The sequence below is a fragment of the Microbacterium protaetiae genome, assembly GCF_004135285.1.
In the GTDB taxonomy this organism is placed as follows: Bacteria; Actinomycetota; Actinomycetes; order Actinomycetales; family Microbacteriaceae; genus Microbacterium; species Microbacterium protaetiae.
This window is the reverse complement of the sequence record NZ_CP035494.1, coordinates 1280832-1293711: the sequence shown is the minus strand read 5'-3', so window position 1 is coordinate 1293711 and position 12880 is coordinate 1280832. Positions and strand designations below refer to the sequence as shown.

Here is a 12880-nt window from a genome sequence, read left to right as displayed (position 1 = left end):
AGACCGGGTGGAACAGACCGGGTGGAACCGACCGGATGGAACCGACCGGGTGGGACGGGCCTGAGGCGGGCAGGGGACGAGCCGGAGGCAGGCGGATGCCGCGGTCAGGCGGTGCCGTGGCTGGCGCGGGAGCGCCGCGACAGCGCGTCGATGATCACGGCGAGCAGCAGCACCGCGCCGGTCACCATGAACTGCGCATCGGAGCTCAGGTTCAGCAGCGTCAGACCGTTGAAGATCGACTGGATCACGACGATTCCCAGCAGGGCCGACCACGCCGACCCGCGTCCGCCGAACAGGCTCGTGCCGCCGATCACCGCCGCCGCGATCGCCACCAGGTTGGTGGTGCCGCCGCCGCTGGAGATGCTCGCCGCGGTCAGACGTGCCGCCGCCATGAGGCCGCCGAGTGTGGCCAGCGTCGTGCCGATCATGAGTGCGGAGATGTAGATGGCCTTCACGTTGATGCCCGCGCGCCGGGCGGCCTCTTCGTTGCCGCCGACCGCATAGATCCAGCGGCCCCACCGTGTGCGGGTCAGCAGCGTCGCCATGATCGCGACCAGCACGATGAAGACGAGGAACATCACCGACACGCCGCGGTTGGTGGCCAGCCACGTGATCGCTGCCGCGGCCACGATGGCGATCACGATCGCCTTGATGACGATGAACGAGATGGGGCCGGTCGACAGGCCCGACTTCGTGCGGCGGCGCGCCTTCGTGACGTCGTTCACAACGATCCCCAGAACGACCAGACCGGCGACCGTGTAGGCCAGCCACGGGGGAAGGAACCACGAGGTGGCGAACTGCACGATCCACGACGAATACGGCAGGTTGATCGTGCCACTGGGGCCGAGCACCCACAACTGCACGCCGAGGAAACCCATCAAGCCGGCAAGCGTCACCACGAAGGTGGGAACGCCGAAGCGGGTGAAAAGGAAGCCGTAGACGTATCCGATCAGCGCGCCGATGGCCAGTGCGGCCACGATCGACAGCCAGATCGGCCAGCTCCAGCTTACGAAAGTGACACCGAGAATCGCCGATGCCAGCCCGCTCAACGACCCGATCGACAGGTCGATCTGTGCCACCAGCAGCACAACCACGACACCCAGCGCGATGACCCCCAGCGGGGCGCACTGCAGAGTGAGGTCGACGAGGTTGGTCGCCGAGAGGAACCGCGGGTTGAGAATCTGGAAGACGATCCAGATGAGGATCAGGCCAAGAAAGACCGGAAGCGACCCGATGTCACCGGTGCGCACCCGAGTGGCGAACCCGCTGAGCACGCCGCGCAGACCCTCCCTGCGCGTCAGTCGCTCGTCTTGCAGATCGGCCGCGACGGTGGTCGGCGCCGAGTTGTCCCTGGTCTCGGGAGGCGTCGAAGAGCTCATAGTGCGTCCTTCTCGGTCGGGTGCGCGGCGCTGCGGCTGCTGACGGGGTTGTCGGTGGCGCCGGTGATGGCCGCCACGATGTCTTCGTAGCTGACATCGGCGGTGCGGAACACGCCGTTGTTGCGGCCCAGGCGCAGTACCACGACGCGGTCGGCCACCGCCTGCACGTCGGCCATGTTGTGGCTGATGAGGATGACGCCGAGCCCGCGCTCGCGCAGGCGCTCGATGAGGTTGAGCACCTCGGCGGTCTGGGCAACGCCGAGGGCGGCGGTGGGCTCGTCGAGGATGACGATCTGCGGCTCGCCGATGAGCGATCGCGCGATGGCGACGGTCTGGCGCTGACCACCGGAAAGCGAAGCGACGGCGATGCGCACCGAGGGGATCTTGGCCGACAGCTGGCGCAGCAGCTCCCACGAGCGCTGCTCCATGAGCTCTTCGTTGATCATGCCGGTGCCGAGCTCACGCCCGAGGAAGAGATTGGCGACCACATCGAGGTTGTCGCACAGCGCGAGGTCCTGGAACACGGTGGCGATGCCCAGCTCGCGCGAAGCGGTTGGCGAGGGGATGGAGACCGGCGACCCGTTGAAGGTGATGGTGCCGTGGTCGGCCGAGTGCACCCCCGCGAGGATCTTGACCAGCGTGGACTTTCCCGCGCCGTTGTCACCGACGAGGGCGACCACCTCGCCGGCATAGACATCCAGCTCGACATCGGTGAGGGCGCGCACGGCGCCGAAGCCTTTGGAGATGTTGCGGATCGAGAGGACGGGTTCGCGGGCGGATGCCCGTGGTTCGTCGATTTCGGATGCCAGGGTCACGGCGTCTCCTTCGTTCAGGGAGGGCGCGTGCCGGCCGGGTGGCCCGGCCGGCACGCGCGCGTCAGGGTGTTACTCGAGACCGTTCTTCGTGCACGCGTCCTTGTAGGCGCTCGTGCAGATCTGGTCTACCGTGTACAGCCCGTCCTTGATCACGGTGTCCTTGATGTTGTCGACCGTGACGGCGACCGGCGTCAGCAGGAACGAGGGGATGGAGACTCCGCTCGCGGTGTCGGCGCTGGCGTCGGCCTTCGGGCTCTCGCCCTTGGCCAGCGACACGGCCAGCTCGGCTGCCTGGTACGCCTCGGGCTTGAACGCCTTGTAGACGGTCATGTACTGATCGCCCGCGAGGATGCGCTGAATGCCCGAGAGCGCGGCATCCTGACCCGTCACCGGAGGAAGCGGCGTGATGCCGCCGCCCTTGAGGGCCGCGATGGCGCCACCGGCGGTGTCGTCGTTCGCGTCATAGACGCCCTTGATCTTGTCGCCGAACTTGGTCACCTGGCCCGAGACCCAGTCCTGGGCCTTCGTGGGCTCCCATCCGGGTGTGTCGTACTCGGCGAGCACCTTCAGCCCCGAACCATCGATGACGCTGTGCGCGCCCTTCTTGAACTGGGCGGCGTTCGGGTCGGTCGGCGAACCGTTGACCATGATGATGCCGGCGTCAGACGGGAGTCCGAGGTCCTTCATCTTGTCGACGAGGGCCTGTGCCTGAAGCTGTCCGACCTTCTCGTTGTCGAACGACACGTAGTACGAGACGTCGCCGCTGTCGACGAGGCGGTCGTATGAGATGACCGGCACGTTCTTCGACTTGGCCTGGTTGACGATCGCGGCGGCGGCCTTGCCGTCGAACGGGTCGAGCACGAGCACGTCAACGCCCTGGGTGAGCATCGACTCGGCCTGCTGCTGCTGCTTGGCGGCATCGCCGTCGGCGTTGGCGTAGCTGACGGTGCAGCCCGCGCAGAGGTCTTTGACCTTCTCTTCGAAGTAGGGCTTGTCGGCGCTGGCATAGCGCTCGGTGACGTTGTCGGGAAGGAGCAGGCCGATCTTGGCCGAGCTCGCGTCACCGGCCGCGGCGGTGCCGTTGTCTCCGGCCTTCTGCGCGCCGTTCGAGCATGCCGACAGCATGCCCATAGACAGAAGCAGCGCGGTCGTTGCGACCAACGCTCTCTTGGTGGTGATCTTCATCGAATCCTCCGTTGCTGTGCCGACCACTGTGGCGACTCTCCGAGCATGACAGGTTCTCCATCTTGTCGTCAACACTTGAACACAACGGTTTCGCAACGGTCGCTCACATGGCGGTGGCGCGCACGTTCGTCTCGTCGATTGCGTGCACGATCGCCCCCATCGCGGCCGCGCCGACGCCCAGCTGGGCCTGTACGACATCGGGTGCGCGCGAGGCGTCGACGATGACCGCGTGCTCCATGGCCAAACGAATCGGTCCGATCAGCAGTTCGCCGGCCCGGGCGAGGTCGCCGCCCACGACGATCCGCTCGGGATCGACCAGATTGCACAGGTTGCCGGTGGCCAGGCCGATGTGCCGGCCCGCTTCGGCCAGGGCGCGGATGCACGGTCCGTCGTTGGCCATCGCCCGCACCACGATGTCGCTGAGCTTCATGGTGCCACCGTCGGGTTCGAGCCGGTCGAGGATCGCGGGTCCGCCGGCGATCGCCTCGAGGCATCCGCGGTTTCCGCATCGGCACAGCGGGCCGTCTTCGAGGATGATCGTGTGGCCGAGTTCGCCGGCAGTGCCGTTGTGCCCGTGCAGCACCTGGCCGCCCAGGACCAGGCCCGACCCGATGCCGTCGCCGATGTCGAGGAAGATCATGTTCTGCTTGCCGCGGCCCGCGCCCAGCCGGGCTTCGGCGAGGGCGGAGAGATTCGACGCGTTGTCGACGTAGACCGGGCGGCGCAGCCGTCGGTGCATCACGGCGGGAATGTCGACCCCGGTCCACCCGCGCAGGATGCCGCGGCCGGCCACTCGCCCGGTCGAGCGTTCGATCGGCGCCGAGATGGCGAGCCCGACGCCGACCAGTTCGTCGATGGCCGAGTCGAGGTCGCCGAGCATGTCAGACAGCAGCAGCGACGCCCGGTCGAGCTCGTTGTCGGCGCGATGATCGCGCGCCAGCGGCATGTGGTGCTCGCCGAGCACGGTGCAGTTCACGTCGGCGACGATGACCCGCAAGTGACGGCTGGACACGTGGATGCCGGCGACGAGCCCGACGGCGCGGGCGAACGACACCAGCGTGGCACGGCGGCCGCTGCGTGTGCTCGGGCTCGTGCGCAGCACGCCGCCGGCGACGAGCTCGCGTACGATATTCGAAACCGAGGCCGGCGACAGGCCCGTGACGCCGGCGAGTTCGACCTGCGTGAGACTGCCGTGCTTCTTGATGGCGGCGACGATTCGAGCCCGGTTGGCTTCACGAAGTGAAGTCTGAGAGCCCGGAGTCCGCCGTTGGGTTGCCACGAGCACACATTACCGGCCCGGCCGCGGATCGCCACTTCTGCGTCATGCTCGACGCGTGGGCGTGGGCGTGGGCGTGGGCGCGGGCGGCGGGCGTGCGAGTGGCGCGGGCGCTGGCGCGGGCGTGCGAGTGGCGCGGGCGCTGGCGCTGGGGTGCGAGTGGGCGTGGGCGCGTGGGCATGCGCGCGGCAGCGATGCCGCGCCCTCACCCCACCGGGCGCGCCGCGACGAACATCCCCGCCGGGTCGTATCTCCGGCGCAGTTCAGACAGCCGCGCGGCGCTCTGGCCGAACCCCGGCGTCAGGTCACGCCCGGGTACGTCGACGAAGGTGAGGGCAAGTCCCGGGCCGTGCCCCGCCCGCAGAGCCTCGACCACTGCGCTCGTAGCGGCGATGCCGGCGGGCACCGCCTCGGGGACGGGCGCTATCGTCACCGTCGAGAGAAGATAGTCGCCCTCCAGCGCGTCGACCGCACCGCTGCCGGCGACCGGGCGGGCAAGAGCGCCGCCGGCGTGGCGGATCTCACTGATCATCGGCCGTGCGGCGAAGGCCGCCTCGACGAACGCGTCGACGAGGGCATCGTCGAGGCCGGTCAGCATCGCATGATCCGATACCGCCGGCGACGGCTTCGGGTGGGTCCAGGTGCACAGCGGTCAGGTCGGCGGCGGGAATGCGCGCGAACGTATCCATCTCGGGCTGAAGAGAGCGCAACGGCGCGAGCACCGCCGCAGCCGCGGCATCCGTTTCGAGAATCGCCCCGTCGATGGCGACGACCGAACGCCCGGAGATGAACGGCGGCAGCTCGGGCAGCGGCGGAAAATGCATGATCCGCAGCGACGTCGTCACCGATTCGGGCACGCCGGTCGTCCACGCCGCCCAGGCGCGCGCGACCTCGGTGGCGTGCGATCCGTCCCACAGCATGAGGCCGGCGAACACGTCGGCGTACGGCAACAGGTCGACCTCGATCGCGACGACCACGCCGAACGCCCCGCTCCCTCCGCGCAACGCCCAGAACAGCTCGGGATTCTGCTCGGCGCTGGCCGTGACGAGGGCGCCGTCGGCGGTCACCACCCGCACGCTGCGCACGGCATTCACCGCCAGGCCATGCGCGCGGCCGTAGAACGACACGCCCCCGTTCAGCGCATAGCCGACGACCGACACGTCGCCCGCGCTGCCGTGCAGCGCCGTCAACCCGTGCGGCGCGCTGGCGGCGAGCACATCGTGCCAGACCGCTCCGCCCTGCGCGACGGCGGTGCGGGCATCGGCGTCGACGGTCACGCCACGCAGCGCGCGCAAAGACACCAACACCGTCTGTGAGAGGTCGACCCCGCGCAGGGGGCCGGCGCCGTGCCCCGTCGACTGCGCGGCGACGTGCAGGCTCGATGCCGCTGCCTCTCGCACGATCGCCGCGACCTCGTCGTCGGTGTGTGGCAGCGCCACCGCGAGCGGGTGCTGGTCGGTCACCAGGTTCCACGGCAGGCGCGCCTGGTCGTAGCCCGCGTCGCCGGGTGTGAGAAGTCGATCGCCGAGCACGCCGCGCAGGCGCGCGATCGCATCGTCGGTCGTGGTCAGAACAGTCATCGTCGATCCCTTTCCCCGAAGGATGCCGCAGTCCCATCCCCAGCGGACGGCACGGCCCTCTCACACAGAATCCCTTTGCGCAGAGCGTCGACCTGCCGCGTTCGATACATCGGGAGCCGGCACCCTTCACTCTGCCACCGGGCTCCGACATCCCGACCCGCCGACTACTCCTTGAAGTCGTCGGGGTCGACCTGCTCGATGAACTTCGAAAACTCCTCGACGTCGGCCTCTGCCTCAGCCTCGGTGATCACGTCTTCGACACCTGCCTCGGCGAGCACCTCGTCGGCCACGAAGATGGGAGCGTCGGTGCGCGAGGCCAGGGCCACGGCATCCGACGGTCGCGCATCGATGCTGTGCACGGCGCCACCGGCGGTCACGATGATCTCGGCGTAGAAGGTGCCGTCGTCGATGCGGGTGACCTCGACCTTGTCGACAGAAGCGCCGAGGGTCTCGAGGGTCGTGCGCAGCAGGTCGTGGGTAAGAGGGCGCGGCGTCTCGGCGCCCTCGATTGCGACCATGATCGAGGTGGCCTCCATCGGACCGATCCAGATCGGCAGCAGCCGGCTGTCACCGGGGACCGCGTCCATCGGCTGCAGCAGGATCACGTGCTGCCCCGTGTTGTCGAGTGCGACACCGGCGACCCGGACCTGGACCATGATTCCTCCCGTTCCGCCATGGTACGCATGCGGCCCGCCGTGTGGGGCCGCGATGGGCTCTCGTGGGGGATGGATGCCGCAGCGCGGCCGGCTACGCCGCGAAGAACGCCCCGGCGACCCGTGCCAGGGCCTCGAGGTCGGCGACCCCGGCCAGCTCGCGCGCGGAGTGCATCGACAGGATGGGGATGCCCACGTCGACCGTGCGAATGCCCAGACGTGTCGCGGTGATCGGTCCGATCGTCGAGCCGCACGGCACGGCGTTGTTCGAGACGAACTCTTGGCTGGTCACCCCGGCCGCGGCACACCAGGCGTGCCAGGCGGCCGCACCGGCGGCATCGGTCGCATACCGCTGGTTCGCGTTGATCTTCAGAATCGGGCCCGACCCCAGCAGTGGCTGCACGACCGGGTCGTGCTTTTCGGGATAGTTGGGGTGCACGGAGTGTCCGACATCGCTGGACACGCACCACGACGCTGCCCGCGCACGCAGCTGCTGCTCACGGTCGGCGCCCAGCCCCAGCCAGACACGCTCGAGCACCTCGGCCAGGAACGGGCCGGCCGCCCCCGACCGGGTCGACGACCCCAGCTCTTCATGGTCGAAGACGGCGAGCATCGCGATGTGGTCGCCGCCGGTGTGCTGTGCAAGGGCGACCACTCCCGCGTGTACCGAGGCGAGGTCGTCGAGCCGGCCGGCGGCGAAGAACGCGTCGTCGTTGCCGAACACGGCGCCGGGCGCCGAGTCGGCGGTCACCAGGTCGTAGCCGCGAATGCGCTTCGGGTCGATGTCGGCCGCTGCGGCCACGACCGCCAGCAGGTCGGCCGACTGCGGTTCGCCCAGCCCCCACACCGGCTGCGTGTGCGTCTGACGGTTCAGGGTGAGCCCGTCGTTCGCCGACCGGTCGAGGTGGATGGCCAGCTGCGGCAACCGCAGCAGCGGGCCGGTCGAGGCCAGCACCGGCGTGCCGTCGTCGAGCACGACGCGACCGGCCAGGGTGAGCTCGCGGTCGAGCCACGAGTTCAGCAGCGGCCCGCCGTAGACCTCGACGCCGGCCTGCAGCCACCCGCGCGTGCCGGTGGTCGGCTGCGGCTTGAGCTTGAAGCCGGGGGAGTCGGTGTGGGCGCCGAACACGTGCGCGGCAGTCGTCGGGGTCGCCTCCGGGGGAACCGTCCACGCGATGGCCGCACCGTCGCGCACCACGACGAACCGGCCGCCGACCTGTGCCGGCCACGCTTCGGTCTCATCCAGACGGACGAAGCCGGATGCCTCGAGTCGGCGCGCCACCTCGGCGGCGGCGTGATAGCTCGACGGCGAGGCCGCGATGAAAGCGGCGAGGTCGTCGGCGTGGGCGAGGGCATCGGGCGTGGGCACAGGGCCTCCCTGGAAGAACGGATGCGGTGTTTCGATCGTACGCGGCAGCGCAGGTCGTTCCCGGGTCCCGGCCGGATCTCACGCCCGGGTCACCATCGGGCACGCGGCATCCTTTTTTGGTCGGTACCGTCACGCACGCCTCGGCGCGCCGGCTACCCATGCGGCGGCAGCCCTGCGTCCGGCAAGGCGGCCGAGCAGCGTGGGGCTTACGGCGTAGACGACGGCCGGGGCTCCCTCGGCGCCCAGCGACACGGCCAACGCGAAGAGCGCGAGCAGAAACGGTGTCTCCCATGACGGCATCAGCTGGGCGGCGGCCGTGCTGCCGAACGCCGAACCGCTGAGGCGGATGGACAGAAGAACGAACGATGCGATCGTGGAACCGATCAACACGATGACAGGAAGCTGCCACACCCGACCGGCGGTGAAGCGGCCCGTGCGTGCGCGTCGGGTTCCGAGGAACACCGTCAGGTAGAGAAGTACGAGCATCGTGGCCACGATGATCAACGCGCTCCAGCCGCCGACAAGATCCCAGAGGTGGTAGCTGCGTTCCAGAGTGGGGAACCCGGTCAGCCGCACACCGCCGAACTGTGCCGCGCCGAAGGCGAGGGCGGCGGCGTTGAGTCCGAGCGGCACCCACAACAGGAACGCCTCGGGCGCTTCGGCGTGGATCGCCGCGACGATGAAGCCCACGAGTGCGCCGGCGGTCAGCAGGGCCAACGGAATAGCGGCATACCAGCCTGCTTCGCGCGCGGCGACCGTGAACGCACCCCAGGCGCGGCTGTGCGGCGCCCGGCGCAGCCGGGCGAAGAACGTCGAGCCGGCAACGACGAGAAACGTCAGGGCGAAAATGCGGAACGGGTGCGCCGACACGGTGAAGGACGCCTCCAGAATCGTGCCGGAGCCGCCCGCACCGACGCGGATGAATGCGGCCAGCACCGTGACCACCACCGCGACCATGAGGGCTTCGAGCACCGACCGCATCACCAGCACCCACCGCGGACGTGTCCGGCCGCCGCGCTCGGCCAGGCGCGTGATCGCCACTGCCAGCACGATGATGACGACAAAAGCGCCGACGGCCACGATCGAGAGTTCGGCGGTCGCAGAGGCCGTGAAACCGCCGAACAGCGAGCCCTCGGCCCGACCGGCGACTCCCCCGCCGAGGATCGTCGCCCACAGCACCGCGATCCAGCCGAGCGGGGACGTGATCTCGATGCTGCCGCCGCCCAGTCGAATGCCCACGGCGAGGTAGCTGATGATCGCCATGACCAGCGCCGTGCCGACCACGGTGGCGCACAGCAGCGCGGTCACCTTCCAGCCGGAAGGCGCGACCAGCGCGCGCAGTTCAGCGCTGGCCAGTCGTGCATTCGCATCGGAACCGGCACGGGGCGCACCGAGTGCAGCGGACCCGTGGGGCGCGGCGCCGCCGGCGCCGGGCGCGCCGGGCAGTGGCGGCCGGGGTGGCACCGGCGGCATCGGCGGCACCGGCGGAAAGTGCTGCGCGGGACTTTCCGCGCTCGGTTCCAGAGACGGGGGCCGTTCGTCGCTCATCTGCGTTCTCCTCGGTCGGACACCCGAATGCTATCGATCAACGGTGCCGGAGGGTGATATCCGGGCACGGAGCGACCGGGCTGCCGCATCCCCGGTCCGACAGGCATCAGAAGTCGAGCTCATGCGACTTCGCAAACGACAGCTTCGCCGTGGTCTGCACCTGCAGTGCGGCGCGCGCGAAGTCGCGCATCAGGGGCGTTGCCAGCCAGGTGTCGGGCGTGAGCCGGCTCAGGCCGAGCGGCTCCAGGCGCTCGGCGAGCGGCGCGACGAGCGGCCGGATCTCGTCGGCGGTGATGTGCTCGACCGGGCGTGGCGGCAGAGGCCACGCGAACGCGAAGTCGTCTTCCTGCGGCAGGCAGCGAACCGTCTCGTGAACGTGCACGCATGCGTCGTGCGCCCGCGCGATGCGATCAAGACCGCCGTCGTGACCGGATCGGGTGATCGAGCCGTCGGCGATCGCCAGCAGAAACAGCGCATCGGACAACCGCAGCTGATATCCGTCGCTGTCGAGCAACCGCGCCGCCAGGGCGCTCCAGAGGGCCAGCGGGTCGTCAGCGAAGGGGAGCGCGGCCTTCATGGTGAGAAGGCGCCCCTGCAGACTGCGCACCAGGCGAAGCTTTCGCGCCAACGACTGCAGCTGTGTCGTCTGCGCGAGGCTGATGCCACCGGCATCCGCCCACTGCTCCCGCACCTCGTCGCGCAGTCGCCCGTCGTGCAGCGGCAGCCCCTCACGGCAATGCTCGATCAGCCAGCCGAACGGCCGCGTGAAGCGCGCGGCCTCGTCGGGCTCGATCGCCGGTGCCTCATCGAGCCCGGCATCGTGCGTGTGCCGGTACAGCCCGGCCGCGTTCGACGAGGGCAGGGCCTCGGTGACAGCATCGATGACCGTCCGTCGTGAACCCCGCACGTGCCCGGGCGCCCCGTCGCGGTCGAGGCGCCGCTGCACGCACTCCGTATCGAACGCCAACGGGTCGAATGAGGCCCACGGCCCCGACGCCCGTTCCAGGCGCGTGCATGCGTCGTCATGTTCGGGATGCCGCGGGTCGGCATACGCCCGCAGCAGCTGCCGGTAGTCGTCGACGGCTACCAGCGAGAGCGGGGAACGCCCGCGACCATCCACGACACGGGTGGACGGTTCGGCACCGGCCACCGGTTGTGCGTCGATCGAGAACCAGGCGTCGCTGCCCAGCTCCCGCGGGTCGCTGCACCGATAATGCAGACGGCCGCCGTCTTCGAACGCCGAGGGCAGGGTGGCATCGGCCTCGCTGAGAACGTTCGGGTCGCGCCAGTCGATCATCGTCCAGGTGTCGCCCCAGCGCCGGCGTGGCCGCCACCCGTAGTGATCTTGCCGCAGCGTCCACGTGCAGGCGTCTTCGCGATACCCGCGGGAGTCGGGATATCCGCGCGGGAACGGCTCTTGATCGCTGAACATGTGGCGCATGCCCGCGTCGCCGTCGAACGCGCACTGAATGGCGCGGTGCAGGTCGGCGAGGCTGTGCTGCATGCTCATGACAAGGGTGCGCTCGACGGGCGGATCGACTCCGCGAAGCACGATGTGCAGGGACAGGGCGAGGTCGAGGGTGGTGGTCTCCATGACCCGAGACGCTACGCGGGCCGCGGCATCCCGTGGGGGCCGCAGGGACGATCCGTGGATAACTGGCGCGTGCGGCCGGGTTGGGGAGGAAACGGTGCCGGGATGCCGCTCAGCGGCCCCGCCGCGACGTCACCGCATCGCGCCCCGCGTCATTCACAGCCGCGGCATCGCGGTCCGCGGCATCCACCTTCGTGGCATCCACCTTCGCGGCATCCGGTCCCGTGGCATCCACCCTCGCGGCATCCGGGCCCGCGGCATCCACCCCATCGGTGTCCTCACGCGGGATGATCGGCACGGCCACCACCGGTGCCAGGGCGACGGCGGCGAAGGCGAGGGGAAAGCCGACCAGCGTGATCAGGCCGCCGACGGCGGGCCCGACGATCGAGGCGGCCAGGAACTGTCCGGTGTTCTGGGTGCCCAGGGCGCGCCCCGACCAGAACGGCCCGGCGATCTCGGCCACCGCGGTGTAGGCCAGTCCGTTGTCGGCAACCGTCACGGCTGCGGCGACGATCAACGCTGCGACGCCGACGGCGGCGGGGGCCAGCTCGCTCACGCCCAGCAGCACCATCACCGCCGCCGCGGCCCACGCCACGTGCCGCAGCGGGCGAAGCCGGCTGTTCACGCGATCTGACAGCATTCCGATAGCGACACGTCCGAGGGCGCCGATGAATTGCGAGACACCCACGACCACACCCGCCGCCGTCGCGGTCATGCCGCGGTCGGCGGTCAGCCAGATCAGGCCGAAGATCGACACGGTGAACTGCGGAACGACCAGCAGCGCCGAAGCGACATGGATGCGCACCAGACCTGCGCGCGACCGATAGGGATTGGCCGGACGTGCCGTCGGTGTCGCCGCGCGTGCCGGCCGGGGCGGATCGATGATCAGCACGGCACTGGCCACCGCGAGCACGGCGGTCAGCACGAGCGGCAGCACCATGGCGGCGCCAACGCCGCCCGATGCCGCCAGCGGTGGAATCGCCAGCGCCGCCACGGCGACGCCCAGCGGCTGGCACATCTGCCGGATGCCCATGGCCAGCCCCCGTCGATTCTTCGGGAACCAGCCGACCACGACGCGCCCGCTGGCGGCATTCGTGCTGGCCGAGGCCGCGCCGCCCAGCAGCAGAAACCCGCCCAGTCCGAGATAGCCCGAGGCGAAGACAGCGCCGAGGGCGGCGAGGGCTGTCAGGGCCATGCCGCCGGCTATCACCCAGCGCTCGCCGACGCGGTCGGTCAGCGCACCCCATGCCACGAGGGTGAGCACGAGTCCGAGTGTCGGCGCCGATGCGAGCAGCCCCGCCTGAGCCAGGGGCACGCCGCGCTGCGTGTGCAGAAGCGGGATGAGAAAGGCGGGTGCCGACTGGAACACCGTGCCGGCGGCCTGGGCGAGAACCGCGACGCCGAGCATGGCCCACGGCCGCACCGCGCCGACGTGCTGTGTTCTCATCAGGGTTCCCGTCCTTTGTTGGTATACCGTACTGGTA

General features: G+C 69.8%; 11 protein-coding genes. All 11 read right to left on the bottom strand.

Annotated features, from left to right (window positions below; genetic code table 11):
* Window positions 1–104: 104 nt before the first annotated feature.
* Window positions 105–1379 (bottom strand): sugar ABC transporter permease, encoded by a 1275-nt coding sequence (locus tag ET475_RS05970; RefSeq protein ID WP_129387168.1) that lies wholly within the window; start codon window positions 1377–1379, stop codon window positions 105–107.
* On the bottom strand, window positions 1376–2188 hold the full coding sequence (locus ET475_RS05965; protein ID WP_422879941.1) for an ATP-binding cassette domain-containing protein: 813 nt from the start codon (window positions 2186–2188) through the stop codon (window positions 1376–1378). The genes ET475_RS05970 and ET475_RS05965 overlap by 4 nt, the downstream gene beginning before the upstream one ends.
* Before the next feature lie 75 nt (window positions 2189–2263).
* The gene (locus ET475_RS05960; RefSeq protein ID WP_129387162.1) at window positions 2264–3379 is read right to left on the bottom strand and encodes a sugar ABC transporter substrate-binding protein; all 1116 of its coding nucleotides are present in this window, start codon (window positions 3377–3379) and stop codon (window positions 2264–2266) included.
* 103 nt (window positions 3380–3482) lie between these two features.
* Entirely contained in the window at window positions 3483–4658 is a 1176-nt protein-coding gene (locus ET475_RS05955) for an ROK family transcriptional regulator (RefSeq protein ID WP_129387159.1), read from the bottom strand.
* Window positions 4659–4860: 202 nt separating this feature from the next.
* Entirely contained in the window at window positions 4861–5253 is a 393-nt protein-coding gene (locus ET475_RS17950) for a hypothetical protein (protein ID WP_207205426.1), read from the bottom strand.
* Window positions 5177–6235 (bottom strand): FAD-binding oxidoreductase, encoded by a 1059-nt coding sequence (locus ET475_RS05950; RefSeq protein WP_207205425.1) that lies wholly within the window; start codon window positions 6233–6235, stop codon window positions 5177–5179. The genes ET475_RS17950 and ET475_RS05950 overlap by 77 nt, the downstream gene beginning before the upstream one ends.
* A gap of 164 nt (window positions 6236–6399) precedes the next feature.
* Window positions 6400–6891, bottom strand: a complete 492-nt coding sequence (locus tag ET475_RS05945; protein ID WP_129387156.1) for a bifunctional nuclease family protein — start codon at window positions 6889–6891, stop codon at window positions 6400–6402.
* A 91-nt stretch (window positions 6892–6982) separates the two neighbouring features.
* Window positions 6983–8257 carry a M18 family aminopeptidase gene (locus ET475_RS05940; protein WP_129387153.1) on the bottom strand — a complete coding sequence of 425 codons (1275 nt, stop codon included), beginning with the start codon at window positions 8255–8257 and terminating at the stop codon, window positions 6983–6985.
* A 129-nt stretch (window positions 8258–8386) separates the two neighbouring features.
* Window positions 8387–9805 carry a hypothetical protein gene (locus ET475_RS05935; protein WP_129387150.1) on the bottom strand — a complete coding sequence of 473 codons (1419 nt, stop codon included), beginning with the start codon at window positions 9803–9805 and terminating at the stop codon, window positions 8387–8389.
* A 106-nt stretch (window positions 9806–9911) separates the two neighbouring features.
* On the bottom strand, window positions 9912–11399 hold the full coding sequence (locus ET475_RS05930; RefSeq protein WP_129387146.1) for an IS1096 element passenger TnpR family protein: 1488 nt from the start codon (window positions 11397–11399) through the stop codon (window positions 9912–9914).
* A gap of 109 nt (window positions 11400–11508) precedes the next feature.
* Window positions 11509–12843 carry an MFS transporter gene (locus ET475_RS05925; protein ID WP_207205424.1) on the bottom strand — a complete coding sequence of 445 codons (1335 nt, stop codon included), beginning with the start codon at window positions 12841–12843 and terminating at the stop codon, window positions 11509–11511.
* Window positions 12844–12880: the final 37 nt, after the last annotated feature.

What these genes read in the sequence shown, in the direction of transcription:
- ET475_RS05970 (WP_129387168.1), bottom strand. Translation starts at nt 1,379, where the DNA reads ATGAGCTCTTCGACGCCTCCCGAGACCAGGGACAACTCGGCGCCGACC.
- ET475_RS17950 (WP_207205426.1), bottom strand. Translation starts at nt 5,253, where the DNA reads ATGCTGACCGGCCTCGACGATGCCCTCGTCGACGCGTTCGTCGAGGCG.
- ET475_RS05935 (WP_129387150.1), bottom strand. Translation starts at nt 9,805, where the DNA reads ATGAGCGACGAACGGCCCCCGTCTCTGGAACCGAGCGCGGAAAGTCCC.
- ET475_RS05930 (WP_129387146.1), bottom strand. Translation starts at nt 11,399, where the DNA reads ATGGAGACCACCACCCTCGACCTCGCCCTGTCCCTGCACATCGTGCTT.
- ET475_RS05950 (WP_207205425.1), bottom strand. Translation starts at nt 6,235, where the DNA reads ATGACTGTTCTGACCACGACCGACGATGCGATCGCGCGCCTGCGCGGC.
- ET475_RS05925 (WP_207205424.1), bottom strand. Translation starts at nt 12,843, where the DNA reads ATGAGAACACAGCACGTCGGCGCGGTGCGGCCGTGGGCCATGCTCGGC.
- ET475_RS05960 (WP_129387162.1), bottom strand. Translation starts at nt 3,379, where the DNA reads ATGAAGATCACCACCAAGAGAGCGTTGGTCGCAACGACCGCGCTGCTT.
- ET475_RS05945 (WP_129387156.1), bottom strand. Translation starts at nt 6,891, where the DNA reads ATGGTCCAGGTCCGGGTCGCCGGTGTCGCACTCGACAACACGGGGCAG.